23 protein-coding genes and 1 tRNA gene are annotated in these 24,152 nt (G+C 66.9%); 10 read left to right on the forward strand and 14 right to left on the reverse strand.

The window, feature by feature from the left end:
* Positions 1-32: 32 nt before the first annotated feature.
* The gene (locus tag ACSQ19_RS02525; protein ID WP_192269829.1) at positions 33-464 is read right to left on the reverse strand and encodes an Lrp/AsnC family transcriptional regulator; all 432 of its coding nucleotides are present in this window, start codon (positions 462-464) and stop codon (positions 33-35) included.
* Positions 465-582: 118 nt separating this feature from the next.
* Between ACSQ19_RS02525 and ACSQ19_RS02530 the strand changes: the two genes are divergently transcribed.
* Positions 583-2,079, forward strand: coding sequence for an aminotransferase class III-fold pyridoxal phosphate-dependent enzyme (locus ACSQ19_RS02530; protein WP_435999796.1), 1,497 nt, complete (start codon positions 583-585; stop codon positions 2,077-2,079).
* Positions 2,080-2,191: 112 nt separating this feature from the next.
* On the opposite strand, the gene ACSQ19_RS02535 is transcribed toward ACSQ19_RS02530, so the two are convergent.
* From ACSQ19_RS02535 to ACSQ19_RS02545, 3 genes are all read right to left on the reverse strand, one after another.
* Positions 2,192-2,773 carry an inorganic diphosphatase gene (locus ACSQ19_RS02535; RefSeq protein WP_436001064.1) on the reverse strand — a complete coding sequence of 194 codons (582 nt, stop codon included), beginning with the start codon at positions 2,771-2,773 and terminating at the stop codon, positions 2,192-2,194.
* Positions 2,774-2,838: 65 nt separating this feature from the next.
* Entirely contained in the window at positions 2,839-4,227 is a 1,389-nt protein-coding gene (locus tag ACSQ19_RS02540; protein WP_435999798.1) for a metallophosphoesterase, read from the reverse strand.
* Positions 4,224-5,378, reverse strand: a complete 1,155-nt coding sequence (locus ACSQ19_RS02545; RefSeq protein WP_435999800.1) for a phytase — start codon at positions 5,376-5,378, stop codon at positions 4,224-4,226. Before ACSQ19_RS02545 ends, ACSQ19_RS02540 begins: the two co-directional genes overlap by 4 nt.
* 168 nt (positions 5,379-5,546) lie before the next feature.
* On the opposite strand from ACSQ19_RS02545, the gene ACSQ19_RS02550 reads away from it, so the two are divergent.
* Both ACSQ19_RS02550 and upp read left to right on the forward strand, forming a co-directional pair.
* Complete coding sequence (locus tag ACSQ19_RS02550; RefSeq protein ID WP_435999802.1) at positions 5,547-7,922, forward strand: TonB-dependent receptor plug domain-containing protein; 2,376 nt, start codon at positions 5,547-5,549, stop codon at positions 7,920-7,922.
* A 113-nt stretch (positions 7,923-8,035) separates the two neighbouring features.
* Positions 8,036-8,668 (forward strand): uracil phosphoribosyltransferase, encoded by a 633-nt coding sequence (gene upp / locus ACSQ19_RS02555; RefSeq protein ID WP_436001066.1) that lies wholly within the window; start codon positions 8,036-8,038, stop codon positions 8,666-8,668.
* An 83-nt stretch (positions 8,669-8,751) separates the two neighbouring features.
* Here upp and ACSQ19_RS02560 read toward each other — a convergent pair whose 3' ends face one another.
* The 6 genes from ACSQ19_RS02560 to rsmD form a co-directional block, all read right to left on the reverse strand.
* A complete protein-coding gene (locus ACSQ19_RS02560) occupies positions 8,752-9,642 on the reverse strand; it encodes an MBL fold metallo-hydrolase (protein WP_435999804.1) in 891 nt (296 codons plus the stop codon).
* 19 nt (positions 9,643-9,661) lie between these two features.
* Complete coding sequence (ggt, locus tag ACSQ19_RS02565; protein WP_436001068.1) at positions 9,662-11,362, reverse strand: gamma-glutamyltransferase; 1,701 nt, start codon at positions 11,360-11,362, stop codon at positions 9,662-9,664.
* A 94-nt stretch (positions 11,363-11,456) separates the two neighbouring features.
* Positions 11,457-11,705, reverse strand: coding sequence for a YfhL family 4Fe-4S dicluster ferredoxin (locus tag ACSQ19_RS02570; RefSeq protein ID WP_055940809.1), 249 nt, complete (start codon positions 11,703-11,705; stop codon positions 11,457-11,459).
* Between the two features lie 145 nt (positions 11,706-11,850).
* On the reverse strand, positions 11,851-12,345 hold the full coding sequence (locus tag ACSQ19_RS02575; protein ID WP_296282543.1) for a hypothetical protein: 495 nt from the start codon (positions 12,343-12,345) through the stop codon (positions 11,851-11,853).
* Between the two features lie 44 nt (positions 12,346-12,389).
* A complete protein-coding gene (coaD, locus tag ACSQ19_RS02580) occupies positions 12,390-12,899 on the reverse strand; it encodes a pantetheine-phosphate adenylyltransferase (RefSeq protein WP_296282544.1) in 510 nt (169 codons plus the stop codon).
* Positions 12,896-13,540, reverse strand: coding sequence for a 16S rRNA (guanine(966)-N(2))-methyltransferase RsmD (rsmD, locus tag ACSQ19_RS02585; RefSeq protein ID WP_435999807.1), 645 nt, complete (start codon positions 13,538-13,540; stop codon positions 12,896-12,898). The genes coaD and rsmD overlap by 4 nt, the downstream gene beginning before the upstream one ends.
* A gap of 168 nt (positions 13,541-13,708) precedes the next feature.
* Here rsmD and htpG point away from each other — a divergent pair, with 168 nt between their 5' ends.
* Positions 13,709-15,607, forward strand: a complete 1,899-nt coding sequence (gene htpG, locus ACSQ19_RS02590) for a molecular chaperone HtpG (protein WP_435999809.1) — start codon at positions 13,709-13,711, stop codon at positions 15,605-15,607.
* A 208-nt stretch (positions 15,608-15,815) separates the two neighbouring features.
* Here the strand turns inward: htpG and ACSQ19_RS02595 are convergent, their stop codons facing one another.
* On the reverse strand, positions 15,816-16,115 hold the full coding sequence (locus tag ACSQ19_RS02595; RefSeq protein WP_299342711.1) for a hypothetical protein: 300 nt from the start codon (positions 16,113-16,115) through the stop codon (positions 15,816-15,818).
* A gap of 120 nt (positions 16,116-16,235) precedes the next feature.
* Here ACSQ19_RS02595 and ftsY point away from each other — a divergent pair, with 120 nt between their 5' ends.
* The 3 genes from ftsY to ACSQ19_RS02610 all read left to right on the forward strand — a co-directional run bounded on the left by ftsY (position 16,236) and on the right by ACSQ19_RS02610 (position 18,851).
* A complete protein-coding gene (gene ftsY, locus ACSQ19_RS02600) occupies positions 16,236-17,432 on the forward strand; it encodes a signal recognition particle-docking protein FtsY (RefSeq protein ID WP_435999812.1) in 1,197 nt (398 codons plus the stop codon).
* A gap of 96 nt (positions 17,433-17,528) precedes the next feature.
* Positions 17,529-18,578 (forward strand): A/G-specific adenine glycosylase, encoded by a 1,050-nt coding sequence (mutY, locus tag ACSQ19_RS02605; protein ID WP_435999814.1) that lies wholly within the window; start codon positions 17,529-17,531, stop codon positions 18,576-18,578.
* A 3-nt stretch (positions 18,579-18,581) separates the two neighbouring features.
* Positions 18,582-18,851: an oxidative damage protection protein gene (locus tag ACSQ19_RS02610; RefSeq protein ID WP_296282550.1), complete on the forward strand. Its 270-nt coding sequence runs from the start codon at positions 18,582-18,584 to the stop codon at positions 18,849-18,851.
* Between the two features lie 13 nt (positions 18,852-18,864).
* Here ACSQ19_RS02610 and ACSQ19_RS02615 read toward each other — a convergent pair whose 3' ends face one another.
* On the reverse strand, positions 18,865-19,314 hold the full coding sequence (locus tag ACSQ19_RS02615; RefSeq protein WP_435999817.1) for a DUF6491 family protein: 450 nt from the start codon (positions 19,312-19,314) through the stop codon (positions 18,865-18,867).
* Positions 19,315-19,492: 178 nt separating this feature from the next.
* Between ACSQ19_RS02615 and ACSQ19_RS02620 the strand changes: the two genes are divergently transcribed.
* The 3 genes from ACSQ19_RS02620 to ACSQ19_RS02630 all read left to right on the forward strand — a co-directional run bounded on the left by ACSQ19_RS02620 (position 19,493) and on the right by ACSQ19_RS02630 (position 21,443).
* Positions 19,493-19,568, forward strand: a tRNA-Phe gene (locus ACSQ19_RS02620).
* Between the two features lie 119 nt (positions 19,569-19,687).
* Positions 19,688-20,398 carry an rRNA pseudouridine synthase gene (locus ACSQ19_RS02625; protein ID WP_435999819.1) on the forward strand — a complete coding sequence of 237 codons (711 nt, stop codon included), beginning with the start codon at positions 19,688-19,690 and terminating at the stop codon, positions 20,396-20,398.
* A 724-nt stretch (positions 20,399-21,122) separates the two neighbouring features.
* On the forward strand, positions 21,123-21,443 hold the full coding sequence (locus ACSQ19_RS02630; protein WP_436040760.1) for a hypothetical protein: 321 nt from the start codon (positions 21,123-21,125) through the stop codon (positions 21,441-21,443).
* Between the two features lie 7 nt (positions 21,444-21,450).
* Here ACSQ19_RS02630 and ACSQ19_RS02635 read toward each other — a convergent pair whose 3' ends face one another.
* Entirely contained in the window at positions 21,451-22,494 is a 1,044-nt protein-coding gene (locus tag ACSQ19_RS02635; RefSeq protein ID WP_435999821.1) for an alpha/beta hydrolase, read from the reverse strand.
* A gap of 147 nt (positions 22,495-22,641) precedes the next feature.
* Positions 22,642-24,096: an MFS transporter gene (locus ACSQ19_RS02640; protein ID WP_296282555.1), complete on the reverse strand. Its 1,455-nt coding sequence runs from the start codon at positions 24,094-24,096 to the stop codon at positions 22,642-22,644.
* Positions 24,097-24,152: the final 56 nt, after the last annotated feature.

Here is a 24,152-nt window from a genome sequence, read left to right on the forward strand (position 1 = left end):
GTACGTGACCGGCCCGCGCGGCCCGCGCCCACTCAGCGCTCGAACTTGGTCGACAGCACGATGGACGAGGTGGTGCGCTCCACGCCATCCAGCGCGCCGATGCGGTCGGTCAGCACGTCCATGTCGCCCACGCTCGGCACCGCACCGATGGCGATCAGGTCGTGGCTGCCGCTGACCGAATGCAGCACGCGCAGTTCCGGCATCGCGCGCAGGGCGGCGACCACCGAGGTCATCTGCTTCGGATGCACGGCAATCATGATGTGCGCGCGCAGGTGGCTGCGGTCGTACTCGTCATGGACGCGGACGGTGTAACCGCTGATCACGCCCTCCCGTTCCAGCCGCTCGATGCGGCTCTGCACCGTGGTGCGCGACAGGTTCAGCCGGCGGGCAATCTGCGCCGTGGAAGCACGCGCGTTCTCACGCAGCATTGAGAGCAGTTGCTGGTCGGCATCGGTGAGCTTCATTGATCAGGCGCGCTTCGTCGAATCGACGAAATATCCTCTAAATGCGCGCAGTTCACAACTGTCAAATGACGAATTATTCCCGATAATACGGGTTTGCCGCCTGCAGCCGGAGATTCCCATGGCCCTCACCGATGCCCTCGCCCCCCTGCGCGCCCACACGGGCCAGCGCCTGACCCTCGGCCTGGACGATGCCGCCATCGAACGCCTGGCCAAGGGCCATCCGGACCTGGCCGCCGTGATCGAGGCCGCCGCCGCCGAACACGCGCGCCTGAAGGACGAGTTCTCCGAGCTGTTCGACCTGGACGAAACCGAGCAGCTGCGCGCCGTGCAGGCCGGCTATGTCAACTTCTATGCCGATGACGCGATCAACCCCTATATCGCACTGGCCGCGCGTGGTCCGTGGGTGGTCACCCTCAACGGTGCGGTGCTGTACGACGCGGGCGGCTACGGCATGCTCGGCTTCGGCCATACCCCGGCCGCGGTGATGGACGCGATGGCCCGTCCGCAGGTGATGGCCAACATCATGACCCCCAGCCTGTCGCAGCTGCGCTTCGATCGCGCCCTGCGCAAGGAGATCGGCCATACCCGTGGCGGCTGCCCGTTCGCGAAGTTCCTGTGCCTCAACTCGGGTTCCGAATCCGTCGGCCTGGCCGCGCGCATCGCCGACATCAACAGCAAGCTGATGACCGACCCGGACGGCCGCCACGCCGGCCGCACCATCAAGCGCATCGTGGTGAAGGGCAGCTTCCATGGCCGCACCGAACGCCCGGCGCTGTACTCGGATTCCTCGCGCAAGTCCTACCAGCAGCACCTGGCCAGCTACCGCGGCGAAGATTCCGTCATCGCCATCCCGCCGTACGACGTGGATGCGCTGAAGCAGGCCTTCGCCGACGCCGAGGCCAAGGGCTGGTTCGTCGAAGCCGTGTTCCTGGAGCCGGTGATGGGCGAAGGCGACCCGGGCCGTTCGGTGCCGCCGGCGTTCTACGCGGCCGCCCGCGAACTGACCCGTAGCCACGGCAGCCTGTTCCTGGTGGATTCGATCCAGGCCGGCCTGCGCGCGCATGGCGTGCTGTCCATCGTCGACTACCCGGGCTTCGAGGGCCTGGATGCGCCGGACATGGAAACCTACTCCAAGGCGCTCAACGCCGCGCAGTACCCGCTGTCGGTGCTCGCCGTGAACGAGCGCGCCGCCGGCCTGTACCGCAAGGGCGTGTACGGCAACACGATGACGACCAACCCGCGCGCGCTCGACGTTGCGTGCGCCACGCTGTCCCAGCTGACCCCTCAGGTGCGCGAGAACATCCGCAAGCGTGGCGTCGAAGCGGTGCAGAAGCTGCAGCAGCTGCAGGCGGAGCTCGGCGGCCTGATCACCAACGTGCAGGGCACCGGCCTGCTGTTCTCGTGCGAGCTGTCGCCGGCGTTCAAGTGCTACGGCACCGGTTCGACCGAGGAATGGCTGCGCCAGCAGGGCCTGAACGTCATCCACGGCGGCGCGAACTCGCTGCGCTTCACCCCGCACTTCGCCATCGATGGCGAAGAGCTGGACCTGCTGGTCGGCATGGTGGGCAAGGCGCTGCGCGAAGGCCCGCGCATCAGTCAGGCCGAGGCGGCCTGATCGGCACGGCGGATGCGACGAAAAAGGCGAGCCTCGGCTCGCCTTTTTCTTTCGTAGGGTGGGTCTTGACCCACCGTTGATCGCGCATGTGGATGGTGGGCCAAGGCCCACCCTACGGTTGTGCGGTGAAGCGATCCAGCGAGGCCTGGATCAGCGCCTTCGCTTCCTTCGCATCGCCATAGCCGTTGAGCTGCACCGGATTGCGGCCCTTGGGCAGGTCCTTGTAGACACGGAAGAAGGCCTCGATGCGTTGCCGTTCGATCTCCGGCAGGTCGGACAGGTCGCGGATGCCGGCATAGGTCGGATCGATCTTGTCGGTCGGCACGCCGATGATCTTTTCGTCGTGCCTCCCATCATCGAGCATGCGCAGCACGCCGATCGGCCGGAACTTCACCAGCACGCCCGGATGCAGGGGCTCGCGCGTCAGCACCAGCGCATCCAGTGGGTCGCCGTCGCCGGCCAGCGTGCGCGGCATCGAACCGTAGTTGGCCGGATACGCCACCGGCATCGACTGGAAACGGTCTACGAAGACCAGGCCTTCGTCGTTGATCTCGTACTTGGTGAAACTGCCCGCGGGAATCTCCACGGCCAGCAGCACCTCGTCCGGCGCGGCCTTCGGCTGCTGGGCGAGGAACGGATGGCGGATGTGCGCTTCGCGGGCGAAGGCAGTACCCGCCGATACGGCGAGCACCATCGCGAGCAACAGCGGCGTCGTGCGCTTCGACATGGCGAAAGTCCTTGGATGGTCGGAGGAAGGATTCATTCCCAGCACCGGTCGGCGCGACCCTTCAGGGTCTCGGCGCGGGTGCAGGTACGTTCCTCGATGCGACCTTCCGCATGTTCGAGGACCCGTTTGCCCGCGGCGCCGCCATCGACAAGGTCGAATGCGTCGTAGAGACGGCCGGTCGCCGTGCGTGCCTCATAGCGCAGGCGCGGACCATCGAAGCGGAGCACCTGGAACAACTGCGTGTCTTCGGCGACAGGACGCATGGTCCTGCGTGCTTCGTCCGAAAGCCGGTACTGCTTGGCGCCGGTGACCGACACGACGAACACCGGTGTCGGTGCTTCGTTCTTCAAACGACCATAGACGTGGTCGTGTCCCTGCAGCACCAGGTCGACCTTGCGCTTGCGGATCACCGGCAGCAGGTGCTGGCGCAACAGCACGTTGTCGCGCCCCTCGCGCGGCGAGAAGAACGGCTGATGGGTCAGCACGATGCTCCAGCGCTTGGGGCTGCTCGCCAAGACACCATCCAGCCATGCCGCCTGCGCCTTCGCGGTGCCGAGGTCGAGTGCCGAAGTGCCGTCGATCACCACCACGCGCACGTCCTGGTAATCGAACCAGTACGTGGTCCGCTTCGCCTGCGCCACGCCGTTGCCCGGCAGCGCGAACGTCACCGGCCAATGCGCACCCAGTACGCGACGTTCCTGCGGGGTGTCCTCGAACTCCTCGAAATACTCGTGATTGCCCGGCGCCGGCGCGACCACCAACGAGGTCGGCAGCACTTCGTTGGCCTCGAACCACTCGCCCCACTCGTTGTCGTCCTCGCCGTCACCGCCACTGACCAGGTCGCCGGCGAACAGCGCCAAGCGCGCATCTGGCGCCGCGCGCATCGCTTCGCGGACGACGCGGGTAGTGAGGCTGACGTTCTTGTTCTGGGTATCGCCGAAGTACAGCAGCGTCAGCGGTGCGCTTGCGGCAGCCGCTGTGCGCGTGTGGTGCCAAGCGCTCCAGGTGCGGTCGCCCTGCACGCGCCACGCGTACAAGGTGTCCGGCTGGAGGCCCGTGACATCCGCGCGATGGTGATGGGCTTCGCCATTCTCGGTCTTCAGCGGCGTGCTGGTCGCCGCGATGCTGCGCGACTCACCCATTTCGGGCGAATCGCCTGCGACGACGATCTCCAGCGAGGGCGTGTCGATGCGCGCATCGGTGCGCCACGCCACCGAGAAACCCGTGGCGGCGTCCTGCGCGGGCGAGGCCACGATGCGATCCGGGAAGCCGCTCGGTGCGTAGCGCACCACGCCCTGCGGCACGCGTGTGTTCGGTTCGGGCTGGCGCGCCGTCGCATCCTGCGCGAGCGATGCCGCGCAGGTCCCCAGCAACAGCGCGGCCAGCACCCACTTCATCCCCGCATCCCCTGCGTTCTTCATTCGACGCGGCACTCCGGCAGCGACAGCGCCTTGGCGATGTCACGCCAGTCGAACGCCGCCACCGCCTGGTCGTCGTCGACGGCATAGAACGCACCCTGCGGGAAGCGCGCATCGGCGCTCTGGTCCAGCCACACGCCGTCGGTGTTCGCGGTCTTGTTGCCGGCGAACGCGCCCTTGTACGCCAGCGTGATGCGCTCGAACACGTGGAACACGCTGCGGTCCTTGAACTGGTCGGTGGCGATCCAATAGCCAGTGCCACCCGCGCACTGCGCCAGCGCCATGCCTTCGGCCTGTGCCTTGAACAGATCCGCGCCGATGTCGCGGCCGCGGTAGGTGCCGTCGAGGCCGTACTCGCGCAGGCCCGTGCCAACGGCGACATCCTCTTCCGCGAGCAACAGGCGGTCGTTCTCCGCATCGCCGAACACGGACTCCGCGATGCGAATCGCGCCGGCCTCGCCGGTGTCGCCGAACGTGCCGGCGAGCGTGGCCTTCCAGCCGCTCTCGGCGCGCTGCAGGTGGTAACGCTTGAAGCGCTGGCCCAGTTCAGCGAGCGGCGGTGGCACGTCTTCGTTTTGTGGCGACATGTAGTTGTCGCTGACGATCACTTCGTACGCGTCCTTCTGCGGTCGCACCCACAGGCCATACGGTTGCTTCAGGTCTTCCGCACCGAACACGAGCAACGGCGTGAAATCGGGCAGCTGGAAGACCTGCACACGACGGTTGTCGCGCTCGACCACCAAGGCCAGATCATCGATCACGGCGATGCCGTTCGGCCGCTGCATCTGCCCCAGCGCGTTACCCGGACCGGAAACGGTGCGCAGCTGCTTGCCCGTACTGCCGTCGTAGACGACCAGGCGATGCGTGTCCTTGGCGGTGGCGATCAGCAGGCGACGCCCGTCGGCCGCACGCCAGCTGGCCGGAGAATCCACGTTCTCGGCCGGCGTGGCCGCAGTGATGAAGGCTTCCGGCACCACGACATGGGCGACCTTCGCCTCGCTCAGCAGCGGATCCTTCTCTACGTGTTCGTCCGGCTCTTTCTCGCGCGCCTGCAGCGGCGCGTCGACGGCGGGTGCGGCAGGCTTCACGCCGCAAGCGACGAGCAGGAAAGGAATAGCGAACAAGGCAAGACGTGGTTTCACTGGGTTCCCCATGACATGAAGGCGTCAACAAACTGCCATGTTCTACGCAGGCCCCATGACATTTTCGTGTCAGTGCACTGCATGCGGATACCTGTCACCACACGGGAACCTGCGTGTCATGTTTCCGCCATGTGACGTGTTTACAAAGTGCCGTTTACTTTCGTCACGGGGACGACACACATGAAACGCAACATTCTGGCCGCCTCGCTTTCGCAGGCGCTGTTCTGCGCTGCGCTGATGCCGGCGAGCTTCACCGCCATGGCGCAGAACCAGGCGCCGGACGCCGGCACGGCCGGCGACCCGAAGCAGCTCGACACCGTCGTGGTACAGGCCGAGATCGCCTACCGCGACCGCACCGACGACATCGCGCCCACGCTGGTCTACGACCTGGAATATTTCCAACGCTTCGAGCCGAACACCGTGGGCGACATGCTCAAGCGCGTGCCGGGCGTGGGCTTCGTCGGTTCCGACATCATGGAATACGACGGCGTGCAGCTGCGCGGCCTGGGCGGGGGCTACACCCAGGTGCTGATCAACGGCAAGAAGGTGCCGGGCGCCGGTGACGACCGCTCGTTCTACGTCGATCGCATCCCCGCGGAGATGGTGGACCACATCGAGATCAAGCGCAGCGCCAGCGCCAATCGAAGCGGCGATGCGATGGCCGGCGCAATCAACATCGTGCTGCGCGATGCCTACGAGTTCACCGGAAGCTACATCCGCGTCGGCGTGAACCGCTGGGACGACGGCGAGATCAACCCGACCTTCGGCGCCGTGACGTCGTTCGAAGCGCTCGGTGGCCGCCTGTTGGCCGGCATCAACGTGCAGGACCGTTACCGCGCGAAGTCCAAGCGCTCGGACCGCTTCACCGACAATACGCGTGAAGAGAAGGTCAGCTGGGAAGACCAGACCGAGGTCAAGGACGGCCGAGACTATTCGGCCAACCTTTCGTACACCGCGGACGTGGGCGACAACGGCCGCTTCAGCATCGACGGCTTCTACGTCAAGACCGATCGCGACGTCACCGAGGTCTCGTTCGAAGAGGAACTGGACGACGACGAGACGATCAACATCCGCGTGCCGGGCCTGGACCCGTACGACCAGAAGAACTACGGCGTCGGCGCCGAATACAAGTTCGACATGGCCGGCGGTACGACGGCCGTGAGCGTCGACCATGCGCGCTTCGAGAATTCGCAGGCCACCACCGAGGGCGAGCAGGTCTACGTCAGTGGTGCGGAGAACTGGGACGACACCTGGAGTATTCCCGCCGACGCAGAATGGGACGAGACCGTCTACAGCGCCGAATCCGTCACCGCCAAGGATTCCGAAACCGGCTTCAGGCTGACCCATGCGCGCCCGCTGGGCGGCGCCGAACTGGAGTTCGGCCTGGATTACCGCACCAAGAAGCGTGAAGGCCTGGTCGTCAGCTACGAATGGGAAGCCGACGAAGATGGCCAGACGCCCACCTCCCTGGCGGACTACGACCTCGACGGCAGCGTCGCCTCGGTGATCGAGGAGAAGCGCCTGGACCCGTACATCATGCTCAGCGGCAAGGGCGAGGCCTTCTCGTGGGAAGCGGGCTTGCGCTACGAGACCACGGAGTCGAAGGTGGAATACCTCGAAGACGAGGAAAGCGAAGGCCGCGTCAGCAAGGACTACAACGAACTGCTGCCGTCGGTGAACCTGCGCTGGAACCTGGGCGATGCGGACCGCATCAGCCTGTCGCTGGCCAAGACCATCAAGCGTCCGAACTTCAACGAACTGCTGCCGGCCCTGCTGGACGGCGAGTTCGGCGACAACGATTACATCGGCAACCCGGAACTGGACCCGGAGACCGCCAACGGCCTGGACCTCGGGTTCGAACACCGCCTCGGCCGCAAGGGCGTGGTCGGTCTGAATTTCTTCTATCGCGACGTTGAGGACCTCATCGAGATCGTCAACACCGGCGAGCCCAGCGAAGAGATGCAGGACACCTGGGAAGAGATGATCGAGGATGGCGACGCCGTCGACCTGGCCGATGCGATGGCGCAGGAACCGGCTTCGAGCTGGCTGTACACCTCCTCCAACGTCGGCGACGGCAAGGTTTACGGCTTCGAATTCGATGTGTCCACGCCGCTGTCCGCCATCGGTCTGGAGAACACCGGCGTCTTCGCCAACTACTCGTGGGTGAAGTCCAAGGTGGACGACTTCCTCGGCGAGCGCCGCTTCAACGACCAGGCCAAGTCTGTCTACAACATCGGCTTCATCCAGGACCTGCCGACGCTGGGCGCCAGCTTCGGCGCAACCTACCGCAAGCAGGGTGACGCGTACACGCGCCTGCTGGGTGAAGAAGTGCTGATCCGCTACGGCGGCGAGCTGGATGTGTTCGTGGAGAAGCGCTTCGGCAAGAGCGTGTCGGTGCGCCTGAGCGCCAACAACCTGCTGGATGCGAGCAAGGACGAGTTCTTCGACAAGTTCGACACGCTGCAGGACCAGATCGACCGCGACTACGACGAGTACGAGCTGGAAACCGAAGAGGCCGGCCCGAGCTACCAGCTGGTCATGCGCTGGGCGTTCTGATCCGCGACGTCTCCACGCTCCAGGCAGAAAGCCGGCTCACGCCGGCTTTTTGCTTTGTAGGGTTGCGGAGTTTGATGCAGACTTCCCTCATCACCTGCCGCCCTGCCCTCGCCATGAAGACCGTCGAAGTCCGCCACCCGCTCGTCCAGCACAAGATCGGCCTGTTGCGGAACGCCGGCCTCAACACCAAGGATTTCCGCGAACTGGTGACCGAGCTGGGCACCCTGCTGGCCTACGAGGCCACCGCAGACCTGGAACTGACGACCGAAACGATGGCGGGCTGGGCCGGGCCGGTGACGGTGAAGAAGATCGCCGGCGCCAAGATCACCCTGGTGCCGATCCTGCGCGCCGGCCTGGGCATGCTGCCGGGCGTACTCGCGCTGATCCCCACCGCGCGCGTCAGCGTGGTCGGCCTGCAGCGTGACGAGGAAACGCTGCAGCCGGTGCCCTACTTCGAGAAGCTGACCGGACGGCTGGAGGAGCGCGATGCGCTGATCCTCGACCCGATGCTGGCCACCGGCGGCACGCTGATCGCCACGATCGACATGCTCAAGCGCGCCGGGGCGAAGCGGATCAAGGGCATCTTCCTGGTCGCCGCACCCGAAGGCCTGAAGGCGCTGGAAGCGGCGCACCCCGATGTCGAGGTCTACACCGCGGCCATCGACGAACGCCTCAACGACAAGGGCTACATCCTGCCGGGCCTCGGCGACGCCGGCGACCGCATCTTCGGCACGCGGATCGGCTGAAATCCCGCTGTTGCGGGAGCGATGTCAGTCGCGACGGCAAGCCGCCGCGTCGCGACTGACATCGCTCCCACCGCCTTAACCGGTTATGCGGCCAGCGGGCGCGCGTGCAGTTCGGCGACTTCGTGGGCGACGCCGAACTTGCCCTTCTCGTCGCGGGTCACCTGCGCCAGTGCGCAGCCCGGGTCGTGGGTGAAGAACAAATGGACGTTGCGCGCCAGCTTGTCTTCCAGGAAGGCGCGCTTCTCGTCGATCAACAATTCGGCATTGCGGTCGTAGCCCATGGTGATGGGCACGTGCACCCACGACCGGCCCGGGATCAGGTCGGCGCAGAACACGACGCCACCCTGCGGCTGGCCGTCCACGCCCGCTGCACCGACCACCTCCGCCAGCATCAGCCCCGGCGTATGGCCATCGCTGAAGCTGAAACGGACCGCGCGGCCCAGCGCAACGGAGTGCTCGCCGGATACAAGTTCCAAGCGCCCACTGGCTTCCAGCAATGGCTGCAACTCCGGGATGAAGCTCGCGCGATCGCGCGGATGCGGCTTCAGCGCGCGCTGCCAGTGATCGGCGCCGACGATGAAGGTCGCGTTGGGGAACAGCAGTTCCGGCGCATGCCCTTCCTGCCACGGCGCCAACAGGCCGCCCGCGTGGTCGAAATGGAGATGGCTGAGCACCACGACATCGATGTCTTCATGCGAAAAGCCGGCGTCGCGCAGCGAATCGAGCAGCACGTGGCGCTCTTCCTGCACACCGAAGCGCGCGCGCATCTTCGGTTCGAAGAAGGCGCCGATGCCGGTCTCGAACAACACGGTCTTGCCGTTGAGCGGCTGCACCAGCAGCGCGCGGCAGGCCAGCTCGATGCGGTTCTCCGCATCGGGCGGCGACCACTTTTCCCACATGGCGCGCGGCGCGTTGCCGAACATCGCGCCACCATCGAGTTTCTGGGAATTGCCCAGCAGCGACCAGAGCTTCATGGCCCCGATTCTACGCCTCTCAGCGTGACGGGGCTGACTCGACGACCTTGGCTGCGCCGACAGGATTGCGCGGGTCGCTGCCACCCATCAGGGTGTTGGTGGTCTTGTCCCACTCCACCGTCTGCAGGTTGCCCCACACGTGGCTGGAACCGCGGCCGCCCTGGGCGCTGTTGCCGGGCACCTTGAAGCGGTGCCCCATGGCTTCCAGTGTCTGCTGCGTGGCCTGGCTCAGCGCGTCGGTCTCCATCTCGATCAGGTCCGGCATCCACTGGTGATGGAAACGTGGCAGCGCAGCGACGGCCTGCGGCTCGAGCCCCGCGTCGTAGCCGAGGATGCCCAGCAGCACCATGGTGATGATGCGGCTTCCGCCCGGCGTGCCGAGTACCGCGACCTTGTCCGGCGACTCGAGGAACGTCGGCGTCATCGAGCTGAGCATGCGCTTGCCGGGCTTCGGCGCGTTCGCGTCGTAGCCCATCACGCCGAAGGCATTCGGCGTGCCCGGCTTCAGCGCGAAATCGTCCATCTCGTTGTTGAGCAGCACGCCCGTGCCGGGCGGCACCAGCCCGGAGCCGTACAGCAGGTTGACGGTCTGGGTGCCGGCGACGCGGTTGCCTTCGGCATCGATGATGGAGAAGTGCGTGGTCTCTTCGTCCTCGAGCGGCGTCTGCAGGCCGGACAGCTGATCGCTGGGCGTCGCCTTCTGCGGATTGATCGTGGCGCGCAGCCCGGCCGCGTAGTACGGGCTGGTCAGCGTCTTCATCGGGATCTCGACGAAGTCGGGATCACCCAGGTAGAAGGTGCGGTCGCGGAAGGCGCGGCGCATCGATTCCACCACCAGGTGCGTGCGCTGCGCTTCGTCCAGCTCGGACAGGTCGTAGGCATCGAGGACCTGCAGCATCTGCGTCAGCGCCACGCCACCGGATGACGGCGGCGGCGCGGTGGTCACCTGCCAGTCGTTGTACGTGAAGGTCAGCGGGGCGCGCTCGCGCACGCTGTACCCGGCCAGCTCCTTCGCAGTCCATTGCCCGCCCTCGGCCTTCACGCCGGCCAGCAGCAGCTTGGCGGTTTCGCCGCGATAGAACCCGTCGAAGCCCTGCGCAGCCAAGCGTTCCAGCGTGCGCGCCAGGTCGGGCTGCCTGAAGACGTCGCCCTCCTTGATCGGCTTCCCGTCCACCAGATAGACGGCACGCGTGCCCTTGTAGCGCTCCATGACCTCGCGGCGCGCCTGGTAACCGCGTGCCATGCGTGCATAGACGGGGAAACCTTCGCGCGCGGTGCGGATCGCCGGCGCCAGCGACGCCTTCAGCGGCAGTCGTCCGTATTTCTCCGCCAGGTGCACGAAAGCGGCTGGCAAGCCGGGGATGCCGGCCGCCCACGGGCCGTTCTCGGCGCGATCACGGTTGAAGTCGCCATTCGGCAACAGGTACCTGTCGGGCGTGGACGCGGCCGGCGCGGTTTCGCGCGCATCGATGAAGACGTCCTTGCCGGTCTTGCCATCGTGCAGCAGGAAGAAACCACCGCCACCGAGGCCTGAACTGATCGGCTCCACCACGGAAAGCGTCGACGAGACGGCGATGGCGGCATCGAACGCGTTGCCGCCCTGCGCAATGACGTCCAGTCCCGCCTGCGTGGCGAGCGCATGGGCGCTGGCGATGGCGGTGCCAGGGGGGTGGGACGGAGCGGAGCTGCGGACTGCGTCGGCAGCCAGCGCGGCGGGCACGAACGCGACGAAGAACAACAGCACGAACAGACGGCGAGGAATCACGACTTCTCCTGGAACGGCTACCGGGGCGAAGCGCGTGCGTACATGGCGATCAGCCGGCCTGCAGCCTCAGCATCTTCGCCAGCAGGGCTTCGTGGGTCTCAGGATACGCCGGATCGGGGTCGATGCACTCGACGGGGCACACGACGACACATTGCGGTTCGTCATGATGGCCGACGCATTCGGTGCAGCGCGCCGGATCGATCACATAGATCGTCTCGCCCATCGAGATGGCCTGGTTGGGGCAGGCCGGCTCGCAGACATCACAGTTGACGCACAGTTCATTGATCTTGAGGGACATAAGGTTGCCGTCATCCCGGCGCAAGCCGGGACCCAGCGACTTCATCGCGGCATTCGCCGGGGTACCGAACCACTGGATCCCGCCTTCGCGGGGATGACCTTTCCGCCGAAGCGTGGCCGCCCAAGGGCGGCCACGCGCCGGAAGATCACTTGGCTTCGACGAACACGTATTCGGCGCTGCTCGGGGCCACGGCGGCCTTCACGCGCTCGCTGTCCTCGGCCTTGCCGATGAACAGCACGCGCACGCCCTTGAACGCATCGGTCTCCACACCGGTGAACGCGGCGACCGCCAGGTCGGCGATCTTGGCGCTGTTCGGCGAGCCGAACGCGATCAGGTTGCCGCTGCTCACGCCGCGCGCGACGGCGCCCTTGGCCTGCTCCAGCTGGCGGCCATACTTGGCCTCGAACTCCGGATCGGTGTCGGCCGGCAGGTAGTACACGTAGGGCGTGTTGGTGATCGTGCCCATGTTGGCGTCGACCACCTTGCTCAGGTATTCCTTCCACGGACCGTCCTCGGTCGTGGCCGGCGCGACCAGGGCGACTTCGGCCGGCTCGGCCGGGGCTTCTTCCTGCTTCTTGCACGCTGCGAACGGCAGCACGAGGCAGGCGGTGAGCATGATGCGGCTTGCGAACTTCTTCATGGGTAATCCCCCTCTTGGTAAAGCGGTTATCGGAATCGTGGCGCTCAGGCGCCCTGCTTGTGGTGCTGCCACTGCGCCTTGAGCGCGGCGGTGACGGCCGGCGGCACGAACCCGGACACGTCGCCTCCCAGCCGGGCGATCTCGCGCACCAGCGACGAGGAGATGAAGCCGTACTGCTCGGCCGGGGTCAGGAACAGCGTCTCGACCTCGGGGATGAGGTGGCGGTTCATGCTGGCCAGCTGGAATTCGTACTCGAAGTCGGATACCGCGCGCAGCCCGCGCAACAGTACGCCGCCGCCCACGTCCTTGACGAAATGGGCCAACAGGCCGTCGAAGCCGCGCACCTCGACGTGCGGATGCCGGGCCACTGCGTCGCGGGCCAGCTCGACGCGCTGGGCGAGCGGCAGCGCCGGGCCTTTGCCCGGGCTTTCCGCCACCCCGATGATCACGCGCTCGAACAGCGGCGCAGCGCGGTCGATCAGGTCGATATGGCCATTGGTGATGGGGTCGAACGTGCCGGGATACACGGCCGTCCGGGTGCGCGCCACAGTCATTCAGTCGTCGCCGGCGGATCGTCGGGACGCAGTGTAGCAGCGGGCTGCGGGGCCGGGGTCCGGTACAGGGCGTAGCGCACGTCCCGGGTGCGGCCTTCCCGGTGCAATATCCAGCCCGCGGGGACCGTCGGCACCCGGTCCGCCGGGGACTCCACGTAGATCCACGCATCCGCCGCCAGCCGGGGCACGAGCGCGGCCAGCGCGCGCTCCCACAGGCCCTCGGCGAAGGGCGGATCCAGGAAGACCAGGTCGAAGGTGTCGGCGCACCCGGCCAGCCACGCCAGCGCTTCCGCCGCATGGACCTCGGCATCCGCCGAGAGCTTCGCCACCGCCTCGCGCAACGCCATGGCCAGGCCGGGATCGCGCTCCACCAGCACCGCCTGTGCGGCCCCGCGCGACAGCGCCTCGAGCCCCAGCACGCCGGTCCCGGCGAACAGGTCGAGTGCGCGAGCGCCCGGAAGCGCCGGCATCAGCCAGTTGAACAGCGTCTCGCGTACGCGGTCGCCGCTGGGCCGCAAGCCCGGGCGGTCCGGCACCGCCAGCTTCGTGCCGCGCCAGCGCCCGCCGATGATGCGCACGTAGCCGAGGCCACGCGGCGCGGGGACGGGAGCGGAGGGTGGCCGGCGGGCGCTGCGGGACATCGGGGAAGGGGGCGACGGAAGGCTCCGCATGATACGGCCCGGCCATGACCGGCGGGGCTTGGCCCCCCTCCGCGGCCCCGCCAGGTTGAGAAAGCCACGACCGGCCCATACACCGGACGCATCGGCCGCTGCGCGCGGCCCAGACGAATGCCATGGAGCACGACCGCGATGACCGTTGAAACCCGCAAAGAAACCCTGGGCTTCCAGACCGAGGTGAAGCAGCTGCTGCAGCTGATGATCCACTCGCTGTATTCGAACAAGGAAATCTTCCTGCGCGAACTGGTGTCCAACGCTGCCGACGCCGCCGACAAGTTGCGCTTCGAGGCGCTGAAGGACCCGAAGCTGCTGGAGGAAGACCCCACCCTGCGCATCCGCGTCGGCTTCGACGCCACCGCGCGCACGGTGACCATCGACGACAACGGCATCGGCATGAGCCGGGAAGAGGCCATCGCCCACCTCGGCACCATCGCCAAGTCGGGCACGGGCGAATTCCTGCACGCGCTGTCCGGCGACCAGAAGAAGGACGCCAACCTCATCGGCCAGTTCGGCGTCGGCTTCTACAGTGCCTTCATCGTGGCCGACCGCGTGGACGTGTTCAGCCGCCGCGCCGGCCTGCCGGCGAACGAAGGCGTGCACTGGTCCAGTGCCGGCGAAGGCGATTTCGAGGTCGCCACCGTCGACAAGCCCGAGCGAGGCACCCGCATCGTGCTGCACCTGAAGGACGGCGAGGAAGGCTTCGCCGACGGCTGGAAGCTGCGCGGCATCATCAAGAAGTATTCCGACCACGTCGGGCTGCCGATCGAGATGCCGAAGGAACAGCACGGCGACGACGCGCCGGCTCCGCCGGCGTGGGAAGCCGTCAACAAGGCGAGCGCACTGTGGACGCGCGCCAAGTCCGAGATCAAGGACGAAGAGTACGCCGAGTTCTACAAGCACATCGCGCACGACTTCACCGATCCGGCCGCATGGGCGCACAACAAGGTCGAAGGGAAGCTCGAATACACCTCGCTGCTGTACGTGCCGGGCCGCGCGCCCTTCGACCTGTACCACCGCGACGGCGCCAAGGGCCTGAAGCTCTACGTGCAGCGCGTCTTCATCATGGATCAGGCCGAACAGTTCCTGCCGCTGTACCTGCGCTTCCTGCGCGGCGTGGTGGACTCGTCCGACCTGTCGCTGAACGTGTCGCGCGAGATCCTGCAGTCGGGCCCGGTGGTGGATTCGATGCGTTCGGCGCTGACCAAGCGCGCGCTCGACATGCTGGAGAAACTCGCCACGGAAAAGCCCGAGGATTACAAGGCGTTCTGGACGAACTTCGGCCAGGTGCTGAAGGAAGGCCCGGCCGAGGACTATGCCAACCGCGAGAAGATCGCCGGCCTGCTGCGTTTTGCCTCCACGCGCGATGCCTCCGGTGCGCCCAGCGTCTCGCTGGCCGATTATGTCGGCCGCCTGCAGGAAGGCCAGGACAAGCTGTATTACCTGACCGGCGAATCGCATGCGCAGATCAAGGACAGTCCGCACCTGGAGATCTTCCGCAAGAAGGGCATCGAGGTGCTGCTGCTCACCGACCGCATCGACGAGTGGCTGATGGGATACCTGACCGAGTTCGACGGAAAGTCCTTTGTCGACATCGCGCGTGGCGATCTGGACCTGGGCGCGCTGGAGAGCGAGGACGACAAGAAGGCGCAGGAAGAAAGCGCCAAGGCGAAGGAAGCGCTCACCGGCCGCATCAAGGCCGTGCTCGGCCATGACGTGGCCGAGGTTCGCGTCTCGCACCGACTGACCGACTCGCCGGCCATCCTCGCCATCGGCCAGGGCGACCTGGGCCTGCAGATGCGCCAGCTGCTGGAAGCCAGCGGCCAGCAGGTACCGGAAAGCAAGCCTGTGTTCGAGTTCAACCCGGACCATCCACTGATCGCCAAACTGGATGCCGAAAGCGACGCGAACCGCTTCGACAGCCTCACCCGCGTGCTGTTCGACCAGGCCGCACTGGCAGCGGGCGAGAGCCTCAAGGACCCGGCCGGGTACGTGAAGCGGCTCAATGCGTTGCTGCTGGAGCTGTCGGCGTAAGCGACGCCCTCTCGCTGCTCCCCTCTCCCCGTGCAACGGGGAGAGGGTGCCGAAGGCGGGTGCGGGGCGAGCGGAGGCAGCGGGCTCTGGCGCCTTTAACCGGTACCAGACGCAGCCTACGGTGGGCGCAGCGTGCGACCGAGAAAAGCGCCCCTCATCCGCCCTCCGGGCACCTTCTCCCCGCGCGCGGGGAGAAGGGATCGCATTCCTACGCGCTGATATCCAGCAGGCTGCCCAGCGTCTGGTCTGCCACCTTGAGCACGAACAGGTTGGCGCCGGCCATCGCCTTGTAGGTCAGCATCGCGGCCACGTCCTCGATCGGCGCGGCCGGATCGGTGGATGCCCCGACCACGTGCGCGGACACACCGCCTGTCGCTTGCGCGGACAGCACCACGGCCTGCCGGGTGGCATCGGGCGTGGCCAGATTGGCGAGATTGTGCGCCGCAGCCTGAAGACCGGTCGAGGCGGCCCGCAGGCCCGAGTTGGCGATACCGGTGATGGCGTGCATGCGGGGATTCCGGGTTGTCCGCCCTCGATATCGGCCGTGCCTGGCCCCACTTGAGTTCCCGTGCCCGGGCGTCCGACAGCCGGGTGGTAGCATGTCGCCCTCCTCGAGATACCCCCCGCGATGATCGGTTTTTTCCGCCGCAAGAAGCCCCAGGACGGCCCCGACGCCGCCCAGACCCGCCCCAGCACCGAAGAGCTCGCCGCCGCCTTCCCGCGTGCGCCCGGCGAGCCGATGCCGACCGACAGTGGTCCGGCGTCCGTCCCCGCCGCGGACGACACCGCGCCCCAGGCGGATGCAGCGGCCGACGACATCGCGCCAGTTTCCGTCCCCCCTGCCCCGCCCGCCCCCCATCCGGATGAAGAAGCGCGCACGGACGCGGCCCCCGCCGCCGCCGCGGGCAAGTCCGGCTGGCGCGACCGCCTGCGCCGCACGAGCGCCGCGCTGGGCCTGGCTGGCCTGTTCACGCGCAACCCGCGCCTGGATGACGACCTGCTGGACGAGATCGAGACCGCGCTGCTGACCGCCGACGTCGGCGTGCCTGCGACCACCGCGATCGTCGAGGACCTGCGCAAGCGCATGAAGGAACGCGAGTTCGCCGACGCGCAGGCGCTGCTGAAGGCGCTCCGCGCGGACCTGATCGCACTGATCACGCCGGTCGCGAAGCCGCTGGTGATCGATGCCGGTCGCAAGCCATTCGTCGTGCTGACCGTCGGCGTCAACGGTGTCGGCAAGACCACGACCATCGGCAAGCTCGCGCGCCGTTTCAAACAGGACGGCCACAGCCTGATGCTGGCCGCGGGCGATACGTTCCGCGCTGCCGCGGTCGCGCAACTGCAGACGTGGGGCGAACGCAACGGCGTGCCCGTCATCGCGCAAGGCCAGGATGCGGACGCCGCCTCGGTAGCGTTCGACGCACTGCAGTCGGCCAAGTCGCGCGGTTTCGACGTGTTGATTGCCGACACTGCCGGCCGCCTGCACACCCAGACCGGCCTGATGAACGAGTTGGGCAAGATCCGCCGCGTGCTCGGCAAGATCGACGCGGATGCGCCTCACGAGGTGCTGATGGTCATCGACGGCACCACCGGGCAGAACGCGCTTTCGCAGCTTCGCCAGTTCCACGCGGCCGTCGGCGTGACCGGCCTGGTGGTCACCAAACTGGACGGCACGGCGAAGGGCGGCGTGGTGTTCGCGCTCGCACGCGAATTCGGCATTCCGATCCGTTATGCCGGCATCGGCGAGCGCGTGGAAGACCTGCGCGTATTCGATGCGGAATCCTTCGTCGACGCGCTACTGCCGGAAGCGCTGGGTGGCGGCTGACATCGGAGCCTCTGCTGTTGTGGGAGCGACGTCAGTCGCGATGACGCCATCGCGGTGGCCGATCGCGACTGACGTCGCTCCCACAGGACGCTGCACGTGAGCGCTGACTCGTTCGCGCAACGCCTGCTGGCCTGGTTCGACGGGCACGGTCGCCACGACCTGCCGTGGCAGCATCCCCGCGCGCCGTATCGCGTGTGGCTGTCGGAAATCATGCTGCAGCAGACGCAGGTCACCACGGTCATTCCGTATTTCCTGCGCTTCGTCGAGCGCTTCCCCACCCTGCCCGATCTCGCGGCCGCATCCACCGACCACGTGATGGCGCACTGGGCGGGACTGGGCTACTACGCCCGTGCCCGCAACCTGCATGCCGCCGCGAAAACCTGCGTCGCCAACCATGACGGCGACCTGCCGCGCGATTTCGACGCGCTGCATGCGCTGCCCGGCATCGGCCGCAGCACCGCCGGCGCGATCCTGTCGCAAGCGTGGAACGACCGTTTCCCCATCCTCGACGGCAACGTCAAACGGGTGCTCACGCGTTTCCACGGCATTGCCGGGTGGCCCGGCCTGCCAGCGGTGGAAAAGCAGCTGTGGGCGCTGGCTGAAGACCATTTGCTCAACGTCCCCGACGGCCGGCTCGCCGACTACACGCAGGCGCAGATGGATTTCGGCGCCACGCTGTGCACGCGCGCCAAGCCTGCATGCGGGATATGTCCGGTACAGGACGACTGCGTGGCGCGTCGCGAGGGGCTCACCGGCGCGCTCCCCACCTCCAAGCCGTCGAAAGTGCTGCCGGAACGCGAAGCGGTGGCGCTGTGGCTGGAAAACGCGGATGGCGAGATCCTGCTGCAGCGGCGTCCGGAGACCGGCATCTGGGCCTCGCTGTGGACGTTGCCGCAAGCCGACACCGATGCCGGCCTGCGCGAATGGTTCGCGCGCGAGATGAAGGGCGCGTACGACAACGTCGAAGAACTGCCCGTGGTCGTGCACACCTTCAGCCACTACCGCCTGCAGCTGCAGCCGCTGCGCCTGCGCAAGGTCGCCCTGCGCGCCGTGGTGCGCGACAATGACGACCTGCGCTGGGTGGCTCGCGGCGAGCTCGCCGCGCTGGGCCTGCCCACGCCGATCCGCAAACTGCTTGGGAATTGACTGATGTCGCGCACCGTCTTCTGCCAGTACGAACAACGCGACACCGAGGGGCTCGATTTCGTCCCCTATCCCGGCGAGCTGGGCAAGCGCATCTACGCGGACATCGGCAAGCCCGCCTGGTCGGCCTGGCTGGCGCACCAGACGATGCTGATCAACGAGAACCGGCTGTCGCCGCGCGACCCGAAGCACCGCGCCTTCCTGGAAGCGGAGCTGGAAAAATTCCTGTTCGGCGGTGGCGCGGACAAGCCGGCGGGCTACGTCCCGACGCCCTGAGCCCGCATGCCCATCACGGCTCGGCCTGGCGCTCCACCGCCGACGCCTCGCGCAACTCTTTCTCGCTGGCACGCAAGGCCTTGACGTCCAGCGGACGGATGGTCTCGATGCGGCAGGGAATCTTGATGGGGGACGTGCCGGGACCGACCGGCAGGACGTCATCGAAACGCGCGTTCACCCGATTGGCGAACTGGGTGATGCTGATGGCGGCGGCGGACTCCAGGTCCTGGCAGCGGCCGGCGAACTCGAGCAGGTAGCCCTCCTTCGGCTTGGTCCAGACCGCGAGCGCCGAATCGCCCACCGGGGTCCAGCCATTGAGATGGCCGAGATAGCGGAAATCCTTGACGGGCTCACCGGCATGGTCGCGGTAGAGGGCCAGCCTCTCGGCCGGGCTCAGCTTGCCGGTGGCGCAGCCTGCCAGCAGTAGGGAGGCCAGCAGGGCCGTGGGAATCAGGCGTTTCATGGGCGGACTCCTGTCGTTCGGGAGAAGGGCTGTCGATAACGCCGATGATGCGCCGGCGGCGGACAGGCGGCGCAGGCCCTCCAAACCGCGTTCAGCCCGGATGCGGCTTGCCATCCCCCACCCCGATCCGTATCATCTGCGGCCTTCGCACCGGCAGCGCCGGCCCGCGACCGTTCATGGCCTGGTAGCTCAGTTGGTAGAGCAGCGGATTGAAAATCCGCGTGTCGGTGGTTCGAATCCGCCCCGGGCCACCATATCGATTCCGGAAGGCCCGCAGCGATGCGGGCCTTCTTCGTTTGTATCGGCTGCCTCGCCCCCGCGCGGATCGCGTCCGCCACGAAGCGACCTCCTACCTCCGAGATATCCGGCGCCCATGTCCGAACCCATCCGCCTTGCCAAACGCATTGCAGAACTTACCGGATGCTCGCGCACGGAGGCCGAGCAGTACATCGAAGGCGGCTGGGTCACCGTGGACGGAGAAACCATCGAAGCGCCACAGCACCCGGTGACCACGGAACGCGTGGAGATCGATCCGGCGGCAGAACGGGGCGCGGTCGAGCCGGCCACCCTGTTGCTGCACAAACCGGAGGGCGTGGCGTGGCAGGACGCGCCGGCACTCGCGACGCCCGAGGCACACATGGACGGTGACAACAGCGGCGTGCGCCCGCTGAAACGCCACTTCCATCGCCTGACGCCGCTCGTGCCGCTGGACGACGAAGCGAGTGGCCTGGTCGTGCTCAGCCAGGATGGCCGGGTGTGGCGCCGCTTGTCCGAAGACTACGCGCAGATCGAGCAGGAGTTCGTGGTGGAGGTCCGAGGCGCGACCGACCCCTACACGCTCAGCCGCATCGGTCTCGTGGCGGCCTATCGGGGCCAGGGCCTCGCGCCCTGCAAGGTCAGCTGGCAGAACGAAGTGCGCCTGCGCTTCGCGATCAAGAACGTGCAGCCCGGCGAACTGCGCCACCGATGCCGCGAAGGCGGCCTGGACGTCGTCTCGATCCGGCGCCTGCGCATCGGCCGCGTGGCGCTGTCGAAGATGCCGGCAGGCCAGTGGCGTTACCTGCCGGCGGGTACGCGCTTCTAGCCGGCCGCCGCGTCGCGCGCGCGGCGGATTCGCATGCAACGAACCAGCGCCCGCATGCGTTGATGTTAGGCAATCGCAGCGTGCCGCGCCGCGGGTCGACAAGGATTACTAGGAGCTGCGACAGCGCGCCGTGGCCTCGCCTACCGAGAAGAACCGGCAGAGCCTGGCAGAAGCTGCAGCGGCAGGTGACGCTCGCGATGCGGCCGGAGCGGCGTGGGCCGAAGGTCGCTGCCCGCCGCGCTAGCGCAACGCGATCGCGGGAGACGTGCGGATCGGCAGCGATGCCGCTGTGATCGGCGCAGAGCGGGAATCTTGTCGCATCCGTTCCGCAGACGAGGGCTGCGTCATGCATCGTGATTGGCCGCGCTCGAAGCCCTTTCCATTGCCATGCAACCACGTCGCCAGCAGGATCAGGGAGGCACCGCAGATCCTGAGGATCGTGCGGGAATTCGCGTCGGGGGGCATGGCATCGGACTCGGTGAACAGATGGGACTGGGCGACCGGGGTGCTCTGTGGCGCGCGGCAGGCCGTCCGCTACCCCTATCGGCAAGCACGCCCTGTGCCGGACAGAAGACCTGAGCGGGCAGCATGCTCACGCGATCCAGACACGTAGTAGCCGACGCTGAACGCTGAAACGATGCTGCATGCCGGGGCACGGGATGTTGACACCGCCTCCACGTGCCTTGCCCCAACGTCTGCGGCATCTCAGCTCCGGAACACGCGCGTGAACATCGTCATGAAGACATCCCCGCATGTCCTTCCCGAACGCTTCGCCTGGCACCGCACCGACGCCGGCCACGAACTCCGAGTGGATGACACTGCGATTGCCGAGGTGCGACCCGTCAACGCGGGCCTGGTGCTGCGCGTGCTGGTCGACATGGGCGACATTTCGCCGTTCGAGATGGCGGTTCGCTGCGAGGAGCGTGCGATCGGCTGGGCTACCCAGTGGGCCCGCCAGCGTGCGGGACTGCTGTGCCGGTATGTGGACCGTCAGCCTGTGCAGCCGCCGCGCGGCGTCGACCCCGGGATGGCGCTGGCAGGGTGATGCGGCATCACGGCGCGTCGCGCGGGGACCGCGTCACGCGATCAAGGAAGGCGACGCTTCGCTCCATGGCCATGCGCCCGGCATCGCTGTCGAGATTGAACTGGTATTCGTGGCCCAGTGCGGGAACATGGTCCTTCGGAAAGAACAGGGCGTCCACGGCGACTCCCTGCTCTTCCAGCGCGGCGGCCAGCGCACGTGAGTGCGGTTCCAGAGGATCGGCGTTGCCTGCGCTGATGAAGGTTGGTGGAAAGGCCGGGGTGACGTGGTGCACGACAGAGAACGTGTGCAACCGGGGATCGTCTCGGAAGTCCTTCCGGCCAAGGTACGACCACAGGACGGTACGCATGAAGCCTGCGAACGGGCTGCCCCACTCGACCAGGCCGGCATCGTAGGGACCGCAATACAGCAGTGTGCCCGCGAGTTGTCCCGCTCGCAGGGCCGGGGTGATGCCGACACGACTGGCGTGCTCGGGTGAGGTGGTGATGGTCGCCACTTCGGCCGCGATCTGCGCGCCTGCCGAGTCCCCGGCCAGCACGATGCGGCTGGCATCGACATTCAGATCGCCTGCATTCTCCTGCACATAGGCCAGCGCCGCATTCAGCTGCCGCGCAGGCGTGGGCCACGTCGCGCCGGGCGCGATCGAGTAGTCCACGTTGACGACCACGACGCCCCGTGCGGCGAGGATGCGCAGGTAGTTGGCGACGTCCTCCCGGCGACCGGACACGAAACCCCCGCCGTGCACCCACACCACCGTGGTCAGCCGCCGGGTGCTTCCCTGCACGTCCGCGGGGAAGTAGACGTCGAGCAGCGCATCGGGATCCGTCGCATCGTAGGACAGGGCGCGCTTCTCGGTGACGCCCGGGGGCAGATGCTTGCGCAGGGCATCGGACGCATCGGCCGCGCCGCGATCGAACGCCCAGCGGATGAGCAGCACGGAGGGCAACGGGCTCAGCTGGAACGCGGTCCATGTCCCCACCCCTACGAACACCACCGCCAGCGCGATCCGTATCGCCCACCGACGCGTGCCGCCACCCCGCCTCTCGGTCGCCATCGCCGTTCCCGCTTTCCCAGCCCGGCGCCGATGGTGCGCCTTTACGGCCGCGGCGCAAAGGGGAGGCAAAAAAAAGAAAAGCCACCTGGCTGGAGAGTAGCCAGGTGGCTGGGGACACGCGCCGGCCTCTCTCCGGCGCGCATGCACTCAATGACCGTTGCCGGCCGCCAGCTTGTCCAGATCGATGCCCTGGTTGCGCAGTGTGCGGGTCGCGGCAATGGCGTAGTACGCCAGGTAGGCGAAGCACAACACGCCGACGATGAAGCTGTAGTGGATGCCGACCTTGTCGGCCAGCGCGCCCTGCGCGATGCTGACGAAGCCGCCCCCCATGATCATCATGATCAACAGGCTGCTGCCCTGGTTGGTCTTGTCGCCCAGGCCGGTGATGGCCAGCGCGAAGATGCACGGCCACATGGTGCTGCAGAACAGGCCCACGCTGATGAAGGCCACCACGCTGGTCCAGCCGGTGGTGAACATGCCGATCAGCAGTGCAGCGATGCCGCAGAACGCGAAGTACAGCAGCATGCGCGCCGGATTGCCCTTGCTCGCCAGCGTGGCCAGGATCATCAGCACGATGACGGCGGCGTAGCCGAAGAACTGGGACACCTCGTGGCGCATGATGGCGTTGACGGCCAGGAATACGCCGAACGCCAGGTAAGGCAGCAGCAGCGTCAGCCAGCGCTTGGCTCCGGAACTGACATTGAACGCGCCCGCCGCACCGCCCCAGCGCCCGATCATCAAACTGGCCCAGTACAGCGACACGAACGGCGCGATCTGCGAGGTATCCAGACCCAGCCCCTCCGGCGATTCAAGATATGCCGGCAGGTTGCTGATGGTGGAAACCTCGACGCCGACGTAGACGAAAATGGCGATCATGCCCAGCACCAGCTGCGGGTACGCCAGCGCCGACTTCTTGTGGATCAGCTTGCTGCTGTCCTGCGCCTCGGTCTCCGAGAGCTTCTCCAGGTCGATGTGGTTGGGCACCGAGGAGAACTTCAGGAAGACGGCCACCAGGATGAAGGCGACACCCAGCACCAAGTACGGCGTCTTGACGCTTTCGATGCTGGCTTCGGTGTTGCCGCTCAGCACGCTGCCGAAAATGGCCAGGCTGACCAGCAGCGGGCCGATGGTGGTGCCGAAATTGTTGATGCCACCCGCCATCGTCAGGCGCTGCGCACCGGTCTTCGGATCGCCCATGACGATCGCCAGAGGATTGGCGGCGATCTGTTGCAGTGAGAATCCGAGGCCGACGATGAACAGACCCGACAGCATCAGGCCGAACGAACCGGTGTTGGCGGCCGGATAGAACAGCAGCGTGCCGAGCGCCGAAATGACCAGCCCCAGGCAGATGCCGTTCTTGTAGCCGATCTTGTTGAGCAGATCGAGGCCGATCAGCTTCGAGACCGCCACGTAGATCAGGGACCCCACGGTGTAGGCCACGTAGAACGCAAAGGCGACGTACTGGCTCTGCGCCTGCGTCAGGTTGAACGCTTTCTTGAACACCGGGATCAGGATGTCGTTGCTGGCGGCAACGAAACCCCAGAAGAAGAACACGGTGATCAGCACGCCGAACTGCGACCATCGGGTGGTTTGTGTGGTCATGGATTGGTATGCCTGCTTGAAGAGGATCCGGACGGAGCGGCCAGCCTACGGAGCGG

This window comes from Pseudoxanthomonas sp. LjRoot127 (genome assembly GCF_964253495.1).
Lineage (GTDB): Bacteria > Pseudomonadota > Gammaproteobacteria > Xanthomonadales > Xanthomonadaceae > Pseudoxanthomonas_A.